The organism is Acidomonas methanolica (assembly GCF_004346035.1).
Lineage (GTDB): Bacteria > Pseudomonadota > Alphaproteobacteria > Acetobacterales > Acetobacteraceae > Acidomonas > Acidomonas methanolica.
The window spans coordinates 160,730-177,916 of sequence record NZ_SLZN01000006.1; the positions used below are offsets into that span (position 1 = coordinate 160,730).

The 17,187-nt window shown below is 60.7% G+C and carries 22 protein-coding genes; 10 read left to right on the forward strand and 12 right to left on the reverse strand.

Translation table 11 applies throughout. The features are described 5' to 3' along the window. Positions 1-3: 3 nt before the first annotated feature. From trbL to EDC31_RS07245, 5 genes are read left to right on the forward strand one after another with little or no spacing between them, the layout of a single operon-like run. Positions 4-1,443, forward strand: a complete 1,440-nt coding sequence (gene trbL / locus EDC31_RS07225) for a P-type conjugative transfer protein TrbL (RefSeq protein ID WP_018308107.1) — start codon at positions 4-6, stop codon at positions 1,441-1,443. Further along, positions 1,443-2,126: a conjugal transfer protein TrbF gene (gene trbF / locus EDC31_RS07230; RefSeq protein WP_018308106.1), complete on the forward strand. Its 684-nt coding sequence runs from the start codon at positions 1,443-1,445 to the stop codon at positions 2,124-2,126. Before trbL ends, trbF begins: the two co-directional genes overlap by 1 nt. Beyond that, positions 2,123-3,124 carry a P-type conjugative transfer protein TrbG gene (gene trbG, locus EDC31_RS07235; protein ID WP_018308105.1) on the forward strand — a complete coding sequence of 334 codons (1,002 nt, stop codon included), beginning with the start codon at positions 2,123-2,125 and terminating at the stop codon, positions 3,122-3,124. Before trbF ends, trbG begins: the two co-directional genes overlap by 4 nt. Further along, positions 3,121-4,323 carry a TrbI/VirB10 family protein gene (locus tag EDC31_RS07240; protein ID WP_010667184.1) on the forward strand — a complete coding sequence of 401 codons (1,203 nt, stop codon included), beginning with the start codon at positions 3,121-3,123 and terminating at the stop codon, positions 4,321-4,323. Before trbG ends, EDC31_RS07240 begins: the two co-directional genes overlap by 4 nt. Continuing rightward, entirely contained in the window at positions 4,320-4,580 is a 261-nt protein-coding gene (locus EDC31_RS07245; RefSeq protein WP_010667185.1) for a DUF2274 domain-containing protein, read from the forward strand. The genes EDC31_RS07240 and EDC31_RS07245 overlap by 4 nt, the downstream gene beginning before the upstream one ends. On the opposite strand, the gene EDC31_RS07250 is transcribed toward EDC31_RS07245, so the two are convergent. Continuing rightward, positions 4,543-5,469 (reverse strand): LysR family transcriptional regulator, encoded by a 927-nt coding sequence (locus tag EDC31_RS07250; protein ID WP_010667186.1) that lies wholly within the window; start codon positions 5,467-5,469, stop codon positions 4,543-4,545. The two genes, EDC31_RS07245 and EDC31_RS07250, sit on opposite strands and share 38 nt — an antisense overlap. A 214-nt stretch (positions 5,470-5,683) precedes the next feature. Between EDC31_RS07250 and EDC31_RS07255 the strand changes: the two genes are divergently transcribed. Next, positions 5,684-6,253, forward strand: a complete 570-nt coding sequence (locus EDC31_RS07255; RefSeq protein ID WP_010667187.1) for a hypothetical protein — start codon at positions 5,684-5,686, stop codon at positions 6,251-6,253. 244 nt (positions 6,254-6,497) lie between these two features. Here EDC31_RS07255 and EDC31_RS07265 read toward each other — a convergent pair whose 3' ends face one another. From EDC31_RS07265 to EDC31_RS18435, 6 genes are all read right to left on the reverse strand, one after another. After that, on the reverse strand, positions 6,498-7,955 hold the full coding sequence (locus tag EDC31_RS07265) for a site-specific integrase (protein WP_018308104.1): 1,458 nt from the start codon (positions 7,953-7,955) through the stop codon (positions 6,498-6,500). A 290-nt stretch (positions 7,956-8,245) separates the two neighbouring features. After that, positions 8,246-10,006 (reverse strand): recombinase family protein, encoded by a 1,761-nt coding sequence (locus EDC31_RS07275; RefSeq protein WP_132126971.1) that lies wholly within the window; start codon positions 10,004-10,006, stop codon positions 8,246-8,248. Positions 10,007-10,038: 32 nt separating this feature from the next. Next, the gene (locus tag EDC31_RS07280; RefSeq protein WP_042055888.1) at positions 10,039-10,383 is read right to left on the reverse strand and encodes a type II toxin-antitoxin system RelE family toxin; all 345 of its coding nucleotides are present in this window, start codon (positions 10,381-10,383) and stop codon (positions 10,039-10,041) included. Continuing rightward, positions 10,376-10,639, reverse strand: a complete 264-nt coding sequence (locus EDC31_RS07285) for a type II toxin-antitoxin system RelB/DinJ family antitoxin (protein ID WP_010511780.1) — start codon at positions 10,637-10,639, stop codon at positions 10,376-10,378. Before EDC31_RS07285 ends, EDC31_RS07280 begins: the two co-directional genes overlap by 8 nt. Before the next feature lie 107 nt (positions 10,640-10,746). After that, entirely contained in the window at positions 10,747-10,995 is a 249-nt protein-coding gene (locus EDC31_RS07290) for a hypothetical protein (RefSeq protein ID WP_042055883.1), read from the reverse strand. Between the two features lie 521 nt (positions 10,996-11,516). Further along, on the reverse strand, positions 11,517-11,831 hold the full coding sequence (locus EDC31_RS18435) for a hypothetical protein (RefSeq protein ID WP_341767854.1): 315 nt from the start codon (positions 11,829-11,831) through the stop codon (positions 11,517-11,519). On the opposite strand from EDC31_RS18435, the gene EDC31_RS07300 reads away from it, so the two are divergent. Next, positions 11,779-12,060, forward strand: a complete 282-nt coding sequence (locus EDC31_RS07300) for a hypothetical protein (protein ID WP_042055882.1) — start codon at positions 11,779-11,781, stop codon at positions 12,058-12,060. The genes EDC31_RS18435 and EDC31_RS07300 overlap by 53 nt on opposite strands. Positions 12,061-12,095: 35 nt before the next feature. Beyond that, the gene (locus tag EDC31_RS07305) at positions 12,096-12,578 is read left to right on the forward strand and encodes an Hsp20 family protein (protein WP_042055881.1); all 483 of its coding nucleotides are present in this window, start codon (positions 12,096-12,098) and stop codon (positions 12,576-12,578) included. A gap of 485 nt (positions 12,579-13,063) precedes the next feature. Here EDC31_RS07305 and EDC31_RS07315 read toward each other — a convergent pair whose 3' ends face one another. Continuing rightward, the gene (locus tag EDC31_RS07315; protein ID WP_042055878.1) at positions 13,064-13,600 is read right to left on the reverse strand and encodes a phosphate-starvation-inducible PsiE family protein; all 537 of its coding nucleotides are present in this window, start codon (positions 13,598-13,600) and stop codon (positions 13,064-13,066) included. A gap of 80 nt (positions 13,601-13,680) precedes the next feature. Between EDC31_RS07315 and EDC31_RS07320 the strand changes: the two genes are divergently transcribed. Further along, positions 13,681-13,869, forward strand: coding sequence for a hypothetical protein (locus EDC31_RS07320; RefSeq protein ID WP_081797395.1), 189 nt, complete (start codon positions 13,681-13,683; stop codon positions 13,867-13,869). Positions 13,870-13,914: 45 nt separating this feature from the next. Here the strand turns inward: EDC31_RS07320 and EDC31_RS07325 are convergent, their stop codons facing one another. From EDC31_RS07325 to EDC31_RS07340, 4 genes are all read right to left on the reverse strand, one after another. Continuing rightward, positions 13,915-14,259 (reverse strand): hypothetical protein, encoded by a 345-nt coding sequence (locus EDC31_RS07325; protein ID WP_239016012.1) that lies wholly within the window; start codon positions 14,257-14,259, stop codon positions 13,915-13,917. A 29-nt stretch (positions 14,260-14,288) separates the two neighbouring features. Then, the gene (locus EDC31_RS18090; protein ID WP_243697796.1) at positions 14,289-14,558 is read right to left on the reverse strand and encodes a hypothetical protein; all 270 of its coding nucleotides are present in this window, start codon (positions 14,556-14,558) and stop codon (positions 14,289-14,291) included. Between the two features lie 439 nt (positions 14,559-14,997). Further along, entirely contained in the window at positions 14,998-15,267 is a 270-nt protein-coding gene (locus EDC31_RS07335; RefSeq protein ID WP_075595881.1) for a hypothetical protein, read from the reverse strand. Between the two features lie 398 nt (positions 15,268-15,665). Then, a complete protein-coding gene (locus tag EDC31_RS07340; protein ID WP_042055870.1) occupies positions 15,666-16,238 on the reverse strand; it encodes a hypothetical protein in 573 nt (190 codons plus the stop codon). Positions 16,239-16,320: 82 nt separating this feature from the next. Here EDC31_RS07340 and EDC31_RS07345 point away from each other — a divergent pair, with 82 nt between their 5' ends. After that, complete coding sequence (locus EDC31_RS07345) at positions 16,321-16,803, forward strand: DUF2840 domain-containing protein (protein WP_042055869.1); 483 nt, start codon at positions 16,321-16,323, stop codon at positions 16,801-16,803. The last annotated feature ends 384 nt before the right edge of the window (positions 16,804-17,187 follow it).

Here is a 17,187-nt window from a genome sequence, read left to right on the forward strand (position 1 = left end):
GCAATGGCGAGCGACAATGTCGGCATCATCGACGGTTTCCTGAATACCTTCGAGACTACGATCGACAGCGGTTTCGGTCTGGTGAAGGGAAGTGTGGTGTCGCTGGCCGGCTCGCTCTCGGTGCTGGACATCGTGCTGGCCGGCCTGTTCTGGGCTTGGGCCGCCGATGAGGACATCATCCAGCGTCTGGTGAAGAGGACGCTGTATATCGGCTTCTTTGCCTTCGTCATTGACCATTTCAGCGGCCTGTCGGGGATCGTTTTCAACAGTTTCGCGGCCCTCGGGCTCAAAGCCGGGGGCGGCACGCTGGCGCTTGGGGATTTCATGCATCCCGGCCGACTGGCGGCGACCGGGCTCGATGCCGCGCAGCCGCTGCTGGATGCGGCGAGTAAACTGGCGTTTTCCTTCGGTGCGCTGGCCAGCATCGTGCAGATCCTCGTCCTGCTCCTGTGCTGGTTCATCGTGCTGGCGGCCTTCTTCATCCTCGCGGTGCAGCTCTTCGTGGCGATCGTCGAGTTCAAGCTGACCTCACTCGCGGGCTTCGTGCTGATCCCGTTTGCCCTGTTCAACCGCACGGCGTTCCTCGCCGAGAAGGTACTGGGCAATGTCGTGTCGTCCGGCGTGAAGATCATGGTGCTGGCGGTTATTTCCGCCATAGCTTCCGTGCTCTTCAGGCAGTTCACGACGTCCTACGGTGATAGTGCGCCCACCATCGGCCAGGCGCTGTCCGTCGTGCTGGCGTCACTCTGCATCGTGGGTCTCGCCATTTTCGGCGGCTCGCTCGCCAATGGGCTGATTTCCGGTGCCCCGCAGCTTGGTGCCGGGGCAGCAGCGGGAACCGCGATGGCGGTGGGCGCGATGGGGGCTGCGGCTGTTGCCGCGCCCGCCGCCGTGGCGTCTGGCGGAGCGGCGGCCCTCGGTGCGACGGCAGCGGCAGCGCGCGGAGGGGCTGCCGTCGCAGGTGCCGCCACGACAGCCTACTCCATGGGGGCGGCCGGACAGACTGGTGCGGCGGGCATGGCATCGGCGGCTGGCAATGTCGGTCGCGCCGCTGGGGGTGCTGCGATGAACGCCGTGAAGAGCAAGGTCGGCGCGGCAACATCCTCGTTGAAGGAAAGCTACTCTGCTGGCGGACGCTGGGCCGCCGGTGCGATGGGCGGCGCCGGAGAAGGCGATAGGCCATCGGGTGACGGTGGGTCTTCAGGCCCGTCCGGCGGCGGAGGTGATCCCGGTACCGGGCCTGCCGGTAGCGGTAACCCTGGTGGCGGCCCCTCGGGAGGCGACCCCGATAGCGGCGACGGCTCCGACGGCAAGCCGCCCCGCTGGGCGCGGAACATGAAGCGCCGCAACGCCGCCACCCATGCCGCCGAGGCCGCCCATATCATCCGCTCCGCCGATGGCGGGGGCGGGTCCACGTCCATCGATCTCTCGGAGAAAGAATGATGTTCCGTCGCTCCACAACACGCTACGGGACCACGCCCGAGCCCGTCACCCCATACCAGAAGGCAGCGCAGATCTGGGATGAGCGCATCGGCTCGGCCCGCGTGCAAGCCCGCAACTGGCGTCTCATGGCCTTTGGCTCCCTGTTCCTGTCCGCCGGTCTCGGGGGCGGGCTGGTCTGGCAGTCCGCGCGCGGCACCATCACGCCGTGGGTCGTGCAGGTGGACCGGCTGGGGCAGGCGCAGGTCGTTGCCCCGGCCACGTCCGGCTACATGCCCGCCGATCCGCAGATCGCCTGGTATCTGGCGCAGTTCGTCCATGACGTGCGGTCCCTGTCTTCGGATGCCGTGGTTGTCCGGCAGAACTGGCTGCGCGCCTATGATTTCACCACCACGTCCGGCGCTGTGGCCCTCAATGATTATGCCCGCCTGAATGATCCGTTTTCGCGGATCGGGCACGAGCAGGTCGAGGTGGACATCGCCTCGGTGATCCGGGCCTCTCCCGGAAGTTTCCGGGTGGCCTGGACGGAGCGCCATTACCGTGACGGCGCGTTCACCGGCACCGAACGCTGGACCGCCATCGTCTCGGTTGTTCTGCGCACCCCGCGCGACGCGGATCATCTGCGGAAAAACCCGCTCGGAATCTACGTCTCCGCCATTAACTGGTCGAAGGAGCTTGGCCAATGATCCGTCGTGCTCTTCGTGCTTTGCCGTTGCTGACCCTGCCCCTGGCGGGTTGCGCGCAACAGTACCATCCACCCGTCATACGATATGACGACGCGGCCCAGGCCATGCTCCTGCCTGATCCGCCGAAGCCTGTGCGGGTGGTGGAAGTCCCGCGGCTGCTTCCCCTGCCGGGTCAACTCAAGCCGCTTCCACCCTTGCGGCGTGCCCATGTCGTGCCCGAGGCGGCTGACCCTACCGTGCGCGTGACCCAGGCCAATCTTGCCGCCCGCATCCAGCCGACGCGGGCCGGTTATGTGAATGCGGTGCAGGTCTATCCCTACAGCGCGGGCGCGCTCTATCAGGTCTATGCCGCGCCCGGCGAGATCACCGACATCATGCTCCAGCAGGGCGAGAAGCTGGTCGGTACTGGCCCGGTCGCGGTGGGGGACACCGTGCGCTGGATTGTCGGCGATACCACCAGTGGCGCGGGTACGACCAGAAGGGTGCATATCCTGGTCAAGCCGACGCGACCGGACCTGACCACCAATCTGATCGTCAATACCGACCGGCGGACCTACCTTGCCGAACTGCGGGCGACACCCGCGACCTATATGGCGTCCGTCTCCTGGGACTATCCCGAGGATGAGCTGATTGCCCTGCATCGGCAGGACAGTAACGCCGACGAAGCGGCGCCCGTGGATGCGGGGCTGAATCTCGACGCGCTGAATTTCCGATACGCGATCGAGAGTGTGAAAGGCGGAACACCGCCCTGGCTGCCCAGCCGGGCGTTCGACGATGGCCACAAAGTCTATCTCGCGTTTCCGTCCGGTATCGGGCAGGGCGAACTGCCGCCGCTGTTCGTGCTGGGGGCCGATGGCGGCCCGGAACTGGTGAACTACCGGGTGAGGCAGAACTGGATGATCGTCGATCGCCTGTTTGCGGCGGCCGAATTGCGGCTTGGGGATAAACATTCCGAGCAGCGAGTACGGATCGTCCGCACGGATGGCAGGAAGTCATGAGCGGCGCGGAAGAGCGCCCGGAAGGGAATACGGGAGCCACCACAAGCGGAAGCGGAACAGGACCATCATCCCCGCCGCCCTCTCCCGATTTGCGGCTGCGCGTGCAGCGTCCGCCGGTGGTCCGGCTCTCGCGCCCCGTCATCTGGACGCTGGGTGGTGCGGGGATGCTCGCGATCGGTCTTGCGCTGGGCTACGCGCTGCAAAATGGTACACAGAAGGGGTCGGTCCAGGGGGCACAGGACACCGACACCCGTCCTTCGGCCGACGGGCTGGCCGCTCTCCCCAGTGATTATACCGCCACTCCAAAACTCGGGCCGCCTTTGCCCGGCGATCTCGGCAAGCCGATCCTCGACGCACAGCGGAACGGTCGCGCGGGACCGGTCTCGGGCATGGGAGACCGCCGTGGCGATCAGGAAATCGAGGCGGCCCGCACCAGCAGGCTCTTCGCCCAGATCGAGGCGCGGGACGGCCAGACTGCGCAGACGATTCCGGTCATGGCCACCGCTCCCGGAGCACAGGCATCACCGACCGGCCCCGACCAGCAGACCGGCAATCGCGCCTTCCTGGCGGGTCAGCCGGACCGCATGACCGTCAGCCCGGATCGGATCGTATCTCCCGCCTCGCCTTATATCCTCCAGGCTGGGACCGTCATTGCCGGCGCACTCAATACGAAGATCAGTTCCGATCTGCCCGGACAGATCGTAGGGCATGTCACCCAGAACGTCTATGACAGCCCGACCGGACGGTCCTTGCTTATCCCGCAGGGAAGCACCCTGTTCGGGGCCTATAACAGCGGCATTTCCTTCGGGCAGCAGCGCACCCAGATCATCTGGACCCGGCTGATCTATCCGAACGGCGAAAGCCTCGTCCTGGAAAAGCTGCCCGGCGGCGACGCCATCGGCCAGTCCGGCCTGTCCGACGAGGTGAACAATCATTGGGGCCAGCTCTTCAGGGCGGCGCTCGTCACGACCCTCCTCAGCGTGGGCTCCGAAGCGGGCACGTCATGGAACGAGAACAACCTGATGCAGGCCATCCGCTCCGGCGCGAGCAACGGGTTTTCCATGGTCGGCAACCGGCTGATTGATCGCAGCCTGAATATTCAGCCGACGCTGACAGACCGGCCGGGCCTGCCGTTCATGCTTATCCTGAATCGCGACCTGATCTTGAACCCCTGGCACCCAAAGGAACCGGCTCCATGACGAAGCTGCGCATCACCGAAATTCCCGACGAAAAGCCGGTCCGCGTCACCGTGGACCTGCCTGCGGACCTTCATCGCGATCTCGTCACTTATGCTGCCCTGGTCAGCCAGAACGGCCAGCCCGTCGAGCCTGCCCGTCTCGTGCCGCACATGATCCGTGGCTTTATCACATCCGACCGCGCGTTCCGAAAGCTCCGGCAGGGGCCACGGCGGGCAGCCGTTAAAACGCAGCCGCCTGCTGCTCCAGAAAACGAATGACTGTTCTCGCGGCCGGTGGGCAGCGCTCACGGTGCCAGGCCGCGCCATACGCGAAGTGGGAAAACCCGTCCCCGTCGATGACTTCCACTACAGCGATCCGCTCCCGGATGGCAGCGGGCAGAAAGCCCAGCCAGGCATCCGGCAATAGGGCAATGCCACTTCCATTTGCTGCCAATGCGACGACCCGCAGGCTTCTGACCGCCTCCTGACGTGTCACAGGAACAAATCCCGCCTGCCGCATCTTGCGCATCAGGAGCGCGAGCAGTTCGTCGCCGGTATCATCCTTCCCGATCAGAAAGATTCCGTCGTGCAACTCGGCCCATGACGCGGTTCCGACCTGTGCGATCGGATGTTCGACCGGCATGATCGCAACGACACGATCGCTCCAGAGCGGGATCGTGGCCGCCATGCTGCCGGGCAAGGGCAGCGTCATTATCGCGAGGTCGATCTCTTCCTGTTCCAGGGCCTGGAGCAGTTCTTTTTTCGCATTATCCCGATAAATGAAGGAGATACCGGGTTGCGCACGGCTGTACGACTCCAGTATCGCCGAGATCCGGCCGGGTGGGATGCTGCCCTGGACGCCCACGGAGATGACGCCGGTCTCGCCCCGGCTCCAACGCCGCGTGCGCTCGTACAGTCCGACAGTTCCATCGAGCAGCTTCTCAGCCTCTCGCAGAAAGGCAACTCCCGCCGGGGTCAGTCTGGCACCGCTCGACGTGCGTCGAAAGAGGGAGACGCCAAGTCGCTCTTCCAGTAATCGCAAAGACCGGCTTACGGCAGATTGTTTGCCTCCCAACGCCCGTGCGGCTCCGTGGATACTTCCCTCCCTCGCGATGACACGCACGAACAGCAATTCCCGCAGATCGAGAGGTGGTCGCCGAACCGACATTTTCTGTCTATCCCGATTTTTTGAAGACCTTCGGCATGACGTGCCAAAATCCAGTCATCGTGCTTTCAAGTCTGCAATCATATTTCGTTCACAATATATTATGGAATTACTGTCTGGCTTCGCCATGAAGCCATCGCAGTATCCGCACTACGGTGCGAAATGCTCTTGTGGCATAGTGCGCTAATGTACCACCTCGCCGGAGAGAAATGGAAGCATGATGAACCTATTGGACGAATTCATCCCGCGCTTCGATTTCAGCGAGCGACACAGTGTCGATATCTCCGCCCCGGCCAGTCGCATCATGAACGCGGTGGCTGCATGGCGGAATCAGGACGATCCGCTGGTTCGTGCCGCCATCTGCCTGCGCGAAATGCCCGCCCGGCTGTTAGGCCATGCGCGGCAACGGCATCTGGACCTCACCGACTTCACGGTGCTGGAACGGCGGGGCGATGCCGCCCTGGTCTATGGCCTCATCGGCGCGTTCTGGCGGACGGATTACGGATTGTGCGACATTCCTACGACCGGCGCTTTTCTCATCCCTCGCCAAGATGACGTCTGCAAGCTCGCTCTGGGCTTCTCCATCCAGCGGGGACCACACGGCACCCAGCGGCTGGTGACGGAAACCCGCGTGTTTTGCGTCACGGACCGGGCCAGGCGTCGCTTCGCCCCCTATTGGTATCTGATCCGCCCGGTCAGCGGCCTGATCCGCCGTCGCATGCTCACGGCTATCCGGGAACAGTCGGAGTCTCCGCCCTCTCACCACCCGCGCCCAGCATTGCCATGAAGCTTTATGATTGTCCGACCGCTCCTAATGTCGCGCGTGTATGCGCCTGCGTTCTGTGCCTTTAATCCAGCCTGCACCGTTCCCGTTCTGGAACTGAACGACCTCGCCGCGATCTGCGAGGCGGCCGTTATCTGGAGGAACTTCATCTTGATCCCAGTCTGACAGACGCGAAGAGAATACGGTGCGGCATCATCGGTATGTGGAACTAGTGTACGGAGATTAAAGAGCAAAATAACTCGGAGATTCATAGAGTACTAGAAATGCTGTCAGCTATAATTCCTAGAAGTCTTGCTGTATCTGCATTTTCTTTTGACAACCTTTTAGATAGCTCTCGGATCAAATCTGCATCCAATTCTTTAGGTTTTATCTCCTGCGCGGAATTTGTTTCCCCAATAACATTTCCCTCTAGTGCCATTGCAAGTAATTTTTCTACACGCTTGGCAGCCTCGAGCGAAGTATCGCGTTGGACATGGGCGTAAATGGCGGTCGATTTGAGGTTGGCGTGTCCTAAAAGAGCACCGGTCAGGGCCAATGCTTCGCCGCTTGACGTCGCAGTAGAGCCAAGAGTGTGCCGAAGGGTGTGAGGCGTTACGCCCGGTAGATCGGCAAGTTTGATAACTTCCGACCAGATATTGCGCGTGCCTTGGTAATGTCCTTCCTCGCCTCTCTCCGCCGGAAAAAGATAGCCTTTCTTGCGGTCCTTCAGGAGATTCTCGAGCATTGCTCTCGCCGTGGGGCCGATGGGGCGAATCGATCTCCCAGTCTTGCTATCCTCGAACTCGAAGAGGTTATCCTCTAGATTGACTTCCTCAACCTTGAGCGCCGCAATTTCGTTTCGACGACATCCGGTAAGCGCCCAAAGCCGGGCGATTGCGACCCCTTTAGGATTTGCCCCTCGTGTCTCGACCTTGTTGAACGCGTCGCCTAGTCGGGCTACTTCCTCCAACGTCAAAAAGCGCATGCGACGATTATCCGTCTTTCTGACGGAAGCCCCTTCGACGGGATTTTGGGCGATAAAGCCGTGCCGCCTGCCGAAACTGAATACGGCCGAAAGATCACGAACGACCTTCCGTGCTGCGCCCTCACCGCCCCGAACGATAAGACGTTTGCGCGGCCCAATCTTTATGTCTTTCGCGGTCTTGCCAGTTGTTACGTCGGCCACAAATCGCTCGACATCGCCCGAAGTGATCTCGCTCGCACGACGTCCCCCTAGAAGTGGTTCAACATGGTGACGAAGCCGTGACATGGTGTATTGCTTGGTGAGAGGTTTCATGGGCTTGCCCTTATGAATACCCCTTTGCACGATGCATCCATGCTCCTCGTAGAAGTCGAGTAAGTCCCGAATCGTTTTTTCGCGCCGCTTCTCCTGCACGTCACCCGCTGGGTCTTCGCCGTGTGCGACCGCGCCCAGCAGGCCCCTAGCCTTCCTTCTCGCCTGTTCGACGGTAAGTGCTCCGAATCGTCCAAGCGCCAGGAATCGCCTTGGTGCCGATCGGCCACCGCCCTCAATGCGATAGCGTATGATGAAAGTTTTCGTGCCGCTTTTCTCGATGCGTAGTCCAAAGCCAGCGAGATCGAGATCCCACAAGTCATATCGACTATCTCGGACCTCGGCCTTGTCGACGACGGGCTTGGTCAAACGTACGCTGGACGATCGTTTCATCGCACGCCTCGTATTGAGTTCTCGGGTGGACACCACCATAAAATGGTGTCCACATGGTGTCCACCGTAGAGAGAAACTCTGGCAAATTGGAGCGAACGCCTTACAAAGCGCCGCCAAATAATACTCTGTTATAAAACGATATTATCGTATGGAAGCGAAAGGTAGAGTGTGGGATGGTAGAGTATATGCAACCTTGCCAAGGTTGGGGTCGAGGGTTCGAATCCCTTCGCCCGCTCCAGATTTTCCCAATGAAATCAGTGCGATAAAGACAGCCCTTCGGGGCCGTTTTTGTTTAGAGGGCTGGGGCTCTGTGCCGCTCTGAGCAGAATCTATGCACTTGAGCGAAAGTCGGCCGACGCGACCTTCTGCACTGATCGCGTGGCCGCTGCTTGCGATTCGGCGCTCGAAGCTCGCAAAGCAAGTCCAAATCCTGCCCCCGCAATACCCGATACCGACAACCCCGAAGCCCTGGCTCCGGGAGTGTTCGTGTTTCTGGCTCCCTGGTCGCGTGACGCGGCGAAATCCAGCAGGTTTCCGAGTTCGCCATGGAGCGTGGCGTGCATCTCGCCCCGGCCCTTGCCGGGATGAAGCACGATCTTCTCGATCAGGGCGCGGATGGCCTCGGAGGCTTCCTGCCGGTCCTCGGGGTGGTTCAGCGTCTCGGCCAGCCGCTCGACCTTGTGCTTGAAGATACCCGCGACATTGGGATGGATATCCGGCACGTCCTGCGGCTGAGCGGCGAGCAGGGCGACCAGTTCATCCTCGCGGGCTTCCATCTCCCGCATGCGCTCGACCATGCCGCGCGTGTAGCCGCCATCCTCGATGACCTGGAGCATCTGTTTCAGCCCCTTGCGCAGCCTGGTCAGTTCAGTTTGCCAGGCCGCCGTGCTGGCGCGGCGCTCGTGATTGGCGCGGTTCGTTTCCTCGACATAGGCGCGCATGGCCTCTGCTGCCGCTTCGGGCGTCATCAGCCGGTCCTTGAGACCCAACAGCACCCGGTCTTCCAGTTCCGGACGGCGGATCGTGGTCTTGTTGGTGCAGGAACGGTTGTCCATGTGGGTGGAGCAGGCGAAGCGGTCGCCGCCCCGTATCGAGCACGGACCGTCGCATACCCCACAGAACACCAACCCCGACAGGAGTGACTTCGGGCGGCGCTGGCCGTTCAGCTTGTTGATCGATGCCCGGATACCGGCGCTGATGTTCACGCTCTTTTCCGCGATCTGTGCCTGGCGGTCGCGCACCGCCTGCCAGAGATCGTCGTCCATGATCCGCAACTCTGGAACGTCGGTGATGATCCATTCCGATTGGGGATTCAGCCGCGAGACGCGCTTACCAGTTTGTGGGTCTTTCAGGTAGCGGAGCCGGTTCCAGACCAGGCGTCCGACGTAAAGCTCGTTGTTCACAATACCGGTGCCACGCAGGGCGTTGCCGCGCAGGGTAGTATTGTTCCACTTGCCGCCCGTAGGGCTGGGGATGCCTTCGTCGTTCAGGCGGCTGGCGATGGCAAGCGCGCTTCGGCCGGACGCGAATTCATGGAAGATGCGGCGGACGATCTCGGCCTGAACGGGATTGATCTCGCGATCACCCCGGATCAGTTCGCCCCGCGGGTCCATCTGATGCACGACGCGATAGCCGTAGCACAGGCCGCCGCCGGATTTGCCCGCCTCAACCCGGCCCCGCAGGCCACGATGGGTCTTCATCGCCAGATCCTTGAGGAACAGAGCGTTCATCGTCCCTTTGAGGCCGACGTGCAGTTCGGAGATTTCGCCTTCCGCTAGAGTGACGATCTGCACCCCTGCGAATTGCAGCCGCTTGAACAGGGTGGCCACGTCAGCCTGATCTCGGGAGACCCGGTCCAGCGCTTCGGCCAGCACGACATCGAACTGCCCGGCCTGCGCGTCACGCAGCAGGGTCTGGATGCCGGGGCGCAGGATCATGCTGGCCCCAGAGATCGCCGCGTCGCGGTAATACTCCACGACCTGCCAGCCCTCGCGCGCGGCGCGCTCCTCGCAGAGCCGGAACTGGTCCTCGATCGAGGCTGCTCGCTGGTTGTCCGAGGAATAGCGGGCATAGAGCGCGACACGGGTCATGGCGAAACTCCTGGCAAGTGATTGCGTACGGTTTACCTTTTGCGACGTTTACTGCTGGATGGGCTTGTCCGATCGGCTGGCGTCTCCGGGACGCGCCCGGTTGCCGCCGTGTAGATTTCATTATCGTCGCGACGTCCCACCGCGATGACGAAGATGACGATCCGCTGTTCCACGACCTGATAGACGAGGCGATAGCCGTCCTGGCGCAGCTTGATCTTGTAGAATCCGGCGAGATCGCCGTGCAGTTCATTGCCGGGAGAGTGCGGGTTCAGAACCAGTTTTTCGAGCTTTTTCTCGAATTTCCTGCGAATACTGCCGTCCAGCCCGTCCCATTCCCGAAGTGCGCGATCATCAAATTCGATCGCGTATTCAGTCATCGGGATGGCGGGCCTTGAGTTCCGCCAGCGTCATGCGATGACGCGGCGCGGGATCGGCGAGGCGTTCGCGGACGATCTCGATCAGCCTTGCATCCTCGTCGGTCACAAGGCGGCGCTTGACCGGCGGCTGGCCGGTCTCGGCGATATAGGCCAGGGTATCGCGCAGCACGTCGGACAGGGACAGGCCGTGCGCAGAGAGTTTTGCGACGGCAGCGGATTTGAGGGCGTCATCGACGCGGAACGTCACGGCGGACATTTTAGTCTCCCTTTCTGAAGGACAAATGTAATACATTTGTACAAACGAGGGAAGAAAAAACGGGTGATCCCGGCGTGCCGGACATAGTGCCCTGGACGGGACAAGCGTCACTCATCCGGTTCCTCTCGACTTGCTGTCCTTCGGTCTGACGGATCATTGTCGTTGGCAGTGTCAATCTGAGTCAGCCGCCGTTCGAATTCCTCGCGGGCGATCTGGCGTCCCAGCATCCTGGCGAGGATGAACACCAGTTCGTCCATCCGCGCTTTCATCGCCGGATCGGACACGGTTCCCGGTGGATTATTATCGTTGGCCGGCGCGATCGGCCCGGCCTTCGTCCTGCGGTCCTTGTCCGTCATCGTCCTGCCCTTTCCGTCTGGAGAGAACCAGATCATGGGGCATAAAAAACGAATACCTCAAGGTGAGCACATTGTACTTTGGAGGTGAGACAATAGTACTGGTGTCGGCAATTGTCGACGTGTGCGTACTCTGGCGTATCCGGGCGTAATCCGGCGGACGACAAAAGGAGAACGTTCGGTGATATGATGAATCACTATTAATTATTCTGATGATTTTGTGAATGCGATGAGCGTCGGAGGCATTGAATGCTCGGCCGAGCGCAGCATAATCCATGGCGTCCTGCGACATCCTGGGTTGCCATCGGGCCGGATCGTCACTGGGAAGGCAAACTCTTGGTTTTCCTTCCCCCCAAACGCCGCCTGTTGACCAGGTAAGCCGAGCGCCGTGCTGGGCGTGGCCCAACTTGCATGCGATGCGGTCGCTCGCGTTGGTAGATGTTCCTCTCCGTTACGCGAGGCTCTTCATTCCGGAAAGCATGCAAGAGTTCAACGGGTCTTCGCGGCATTACAGACGGCAGAGTTCACCAGCGCCGCCACCAGCCTCTTCGCCAGATGTAGCCGCGCGGAGTCCAGAACCAGCGGCCCGGCTCCCAGACATAGCCTCGGCGTGGCAGGGGCACCATTTCGTAGGGGGGCACCGGTGGTGGGGGGCGAATGATCGTGACGGGAGGTGGTGCAATCACGACAGGCGGAGGTGGCGGCGCGACCACGACTGGTGGCGGAACGACAACTGGTGGTCCAGCATAAATCCACGGCCTGGCCTCCGCCGGAGCCGCACTCAGCATGGTCGCGGCGAAAGCCACGGCCAGCAACCTCCATCTAACGCTATCAGGCATTGTTCTGGTCCACTCTGAACACGCGATGATGCTTTATAGCATGATGCTCGTGAAATGGGCATCGGTCCGTCTCACTCGCGAAGACGCGCAGGCAATGAAGACGCGAACGATAGAGGACGCCCAAACCTGCCCTTCTGCATTTTTGATGCCTCTTGACACCATGCATGGAGTTCCCAGATTGAATTTGCCGACCGCCGAAGGGGTCGGCAGACAGAACTATCAGTTTTGATCTTGTGTCCATGTTGCTCAAAGGAGGATATGGCTATGAGAGCCACCGTTGATTTTGCTCCCCTGTTCCGTTCGAGCGTGGGCTTTGACAGAATGCTCAATGCCCTTGATCTCGCCGGTCGAATTCCGACGGCCGATAACTGGCCACCTTACGATATCATCAAGACCGGTGAGGATGATTACCGCATCGACATGGCGGTTGCCGGACTTGCCGAGAACGACCTAGCGATCACCCAGGAGCGCAATACTCTTGTCGTGACAGGACGAAAGGCACCGGAGCCGCAAAGCGCCGCCGAATATCTCCATCGGGGTATTGCGGGCAGAGAATTCGAACGCCGCTTCGATCTGGCCGAGCATATGAAAGTCACCGATGCGCACTTCGAGAACGGGCTTCTGTCCATTACCCTGAAACGTGAGATACCCGAAGCGATGAAGCCGCGTCGTATCGCGATTACGTCCTCTACGACACGCGCGGAGGAAGCCGTGCCCCAGATCGAGGCGCAGAAAGAGGCAGCCTGATGGCGTGACGAAACCTCTCCCCCGGCCATTCCTCCGGCCGGGGAGAGTCTCGAAAGGTCATGAGCATGAAGAGGATGAAAATATTTCTGTCGTGCGCTGCTCTGGGCTTGTCTCTACTGAGCCAGTCGGACGCACATGCTGCTGATCTTGCCCAGGCGGCTGCAACATCGTTCGATGCGAGGGCGACTGAGGGAACGTCCACAATCCCCAAAACCGGGGCTCGCACTCATTACGAAGACGGCACAGGTGATATGCTGGTCGACAGCTTGAACTCAAGCCAGTTGGATCAGAACTACAAGGGGCCGGTCTATTATCCCGGACAACCCATTCCGCCGTTCCGGCCCATCGACACAGATCATCTGGCACAGTCAGGGCCAGAGACGGCGAAGAAGACGTCCTCATCGCACGGGACGTAGTGGGGATTGAGTAAAGGCGGCGTTATAGACCGCCTTTACCTCGATTCTTCAGGATGAAGACCATTCAGGCTAACAGCGGGCCGCAGGATTATCTTCGAGATGCGCCTGTTCCCTGGCATCGCGCGCTACACGTGCATCCTGCTCACGAACCAGCCAGTAGACGATGCCCAGAGCCAGAACAGCCGCCGAGAGAGCGAACAGTTCCATGGCAGTCACATCACGCAGATCCAGCAGGATGAATTTGCGGGCAATCGCCAGGAGGGCAATCAGGACGATGGTCCGCACCCGGATGACGTTCTCATGCTGGGCAAGAACGACCAGCAGGGAGTGTTTGAACTCAAGAGCGATGATAACAGTAAAGATCGCGCCAAAAATCGCCTGGAAGATCGTCTGGTTGATAGGATCGATTCCGACATCGACGACCAGATGCCATACCGCGCCGATCAGATGAATCGTCGCTATGACGGTTACGAGCATGATGAGCGCAATCAGGGTCAGAATGATCGCCTGTTCAAAACGCTCGTAGAATGTCAGGCCTCTGAACAGCTTGATGAGGCGGGACCAGTCCCTGCTCTGCCAGGAACGTTTCATGGAGAGGTCTTCCATAGCCGTTTTCCCATCTATGAATTGAGTTATAGTTCCCACGTCCTGGGTCTGATTTTTCTTTCCGTGATGGAGAATACCCCATGCAGTATACGTTACAGATCATGGGCGCTCACCGCCCGTTCGAACCGCCTCCGCTTCCTTCTCCGGAGAAGGAACAGCGCCCGCGTCCGGCGCCTGACGAAGAAGAGCCACCAATTGATCCGGACAAGGAAGGACTGGTCGAACCGCTCGATCCCTCGGATGTGGATGCGGATCCCCATGCGGATTGAATCAGTCTCCGGAAGGGCTCGTGGCCCTTCCGGCGCACATCCGGGTCAGAGCCGGTGCCAGCGTGGCAGACGACAGGACAATATTCTGGCATGATCTCGCACGGCCTTTGGCAAGGCCGATGTCAGCTGGTTTTCGAGGTCTCCCAACGACGTACCCAGGGCCTTGGCCATGTGCGTGCGGTCAGCGACAGGCAGGAGTTTTCGGACCACGGCGACGGTCGTCGCTTCCGGGTCTGGCGCGGTTCTCCAGCGAGAAACCCGATCGTAAATCCGGTGGTCAGCCGCCCGACGCATAAGGCCTTCATATCCATGGTCTTTTTCATGGTCGCCGAGATAGTCGGCCAGCAGGACCGCCAGTTCTGTGCCGATCTGAACGGTCGGAAGCGACATAATTCTGTTCGGCCTGTCCGTGTGAAGAGTCATGATGCAGTCCTCAGGCCGGCGCGCGTGTCGCCCGATGTCAGAGCCGTCGCATCCAGAGGGCTGACGCTCAAGCCCGAAACAGTGGCGGTGACGTCGACATGCACGGACCCGAACAGATGCAGGAGGGCGGCCTGAGGCGTATAGGAGCCCTTGACGGCTGCGGAGGTCCGGCCGTCCATAAGGATCTGGTCGACAAGGACCGGGCACCCGGTCTGCCGGCCCAATATCTCGATGGCGCGGTCCAGTGGCATGGATGGAATGTTCACCGGCTGCTTTTCTGTCTCGCACGACAGCACATCATGCGGCGCATGAGCCGATGCCGGCGAGGCCATTCCGAACAGCAGCATGAGGACGAGACCGACAGCGACGTGTGGTCTCTCCCTCTGCTGAAGGCGCTGAGGTTGCTTGGCCGTCTGTTCCGCTTGCTCCGTCTCTCCTGCGGAGTGTGACCAAACTGGCCGCATTGTCCCCAGTGAACGGGGCACGGGGGGATGGATGTTCCAATAGTGCTGAAGCGCCTTCAGGTTGAGAAAATGGATAAAACTCGACATCTCCCTGTTCTCGCTGCTTTCGACTTCACCTTCAGAGACGCGGGACCTCCGATGGAAGGCCCCGCTCCACCCTCTCATTCGTGCGGTCGTTCCAGAAAAGACGGCGTTTCCGCTCGGAGAAGGCGTTTCTGATCTACCCGGCGCGGTCAGTGTCTTACGCCGCGACCGGAACTGGCGGTGCGGCTCTTGCCCGCATGGGGAGACGGAACGCGAGATCAGAAGCCAGGGGATCACACCCGGCAGGGGCGACCGCGCCCGCCTGGACCAGGCGTTCCAGCGTGGAGCGAAGTCTGATCCCCGGTATACCGGTATGGGCCACCAGAGACGTTAGCGTCACGCCACGTCCGTCATGACCGAGGCGGCGGAGCACGGAGAGGACACGCGGAGCTAGCGGATCGTCTCCGAAAAGGGCGCGCGTTACCATGATACGCCTCCCTCCAGTCGGTTGCGCCATCTCCGGGCGGCTGTGCGCAGGGAGCGGCGATAGCGGGAATAAAGTCCTTTCAGCGTCGACATCCACATCCTCCGATTAAAGCAACATGGACTTCAGTTGTCTGGCTCACAGAGCCTATGCCGGACCCGATGGCGTCCAGCGAAAGCAAGATTGGAAGAGATGCCTGCCTCGTCAAGAGGGCACGAATGCAGATTTTTTTCATGAATAAGTTTATTATTTTTATTTGTATTTATTTTATGTGGCGGTGTTGCAGACAGAAATTACATGGGTTTTGTTGATTTTCGTTAACCGTCATGGCGATGATCGCAGAAAATCAATATATTTTCCTTCTATGATGGTGGCTCGGGGTTTTCCGGCCACCACCTGTCTTAGAGAGCGCTTCCAGCGTATCCGTTTGTCGGGACTTCCGTCCGCGTCTCGACGGCGGGCGTCAGAGCCGTGGAACCAGTCTTTTGACCTCCGGGATTGTCAACTGCCATCGACGCGGGGAGCGCGGCACAGGACTTGCTTCCGGTGCGTGACACATGAACGATTGGCGCCGTCTGACCATTTGATGTGATCGTGATCGTCTGCGTACAGGCGGTGGGTCCACCGGTGCTGACCGCCTCGAAACGCTGCCAGGACATGCCCTGTTTCGGGAGGTCATGACCAACAGCCGGAACGGCGCGCAGGACGCCGTCCAGCCGCGAGCCCAATGTCCGATCGACCGCCTCCATGAGAGCCATATCCTGTGCCATCATGCGATCAACGGCCTCGAACATGTCGATATCAGGCATTGCCGCTGTCGTCGCGATGCCTTGGACCGGGACCAGGATACCGACCTGGTGTCCCCGCACGTCAACGACGCGCAACGCATCCTGAGCCTGCGCAGGCAGGGCAGCCGCGCTGCAAGCCAGTGTAGCAACAAAGGCGCCAGCATGAATCATACGAGAAAAATGCATTTTGGAATCCTCCGTGTCTGTTAAGCAGTGTCGGACGACGCGGAAAATATGGAGCGCCAAGAACTAGCCCGCAAGGAGTTAAATGGCGATATCTAGAGACCTTCCGGTGCTGATCACGACGGTCGAACTGACGTGGATCGAAAAACAGGTCGAACGCTGGCTGCGCTTCGGTCGACCAGTCGCAGACACGATCCTCGACCGTCAGCGGCGCATGCTCAGCTTCGCGCCCGGCAGCGTGTTCGCCTTCGTGCGCTGGGCCTCCAACGAGTATGGCACAGTTGAATCGCACATCGACATCGTGCACACGGTCGGCTCCGGCGAAGGCTACCAGACCGTCCCATGCGTGCAGCCCGGCGGCGAGGTGTTGCTGCACCAGAATTCATGGCCGCGCGTCCAGCGTGCGCTGGAAGCGATCGACGCGGTCGAGGCGCAGGGCATCGACCCGATAGAGGTCAGTCCTGATTACTGGCGTCACCTGCATCATCGGCTGGAGGCACGGCAACAGCCCGATGCCTACACCAAAGCACGGCATCGGGCATGGCTGCGTCGTCGCGCGTTGCAGTGAGCGTCCTGCCCGCGTCCGGCCTGCTGACGTTTGCTCGTTCCTTTTCCTTCTCTTTCCGGCCCGCTTTCCCGTCATGCTGTCGCGTCCGTTTTGTGCCGGGACAACGCGCTGCTTCGCATCGCGAGCGGAAGGCGCCGGCTACGCCGCCGCGTGTCTCATGGGTCGTCTTCGGACGCCTTTCAGACACCATTCCGACGAACGATCCCGACGTTCAGTGACACGAACTTTCCCGCATCTGGAACACCATCTGCATGCGGTAAGCGGGCGGCCCGGATGCACGACGAACGCAGGCTGACCGATTGGTCATCGTCGCCGGAAGTGTCGCCAGTTTGACGGTCCCCAGTCATGTGCGGAAGTCGTTTTCGATCAGGTCAGGCGCATGGT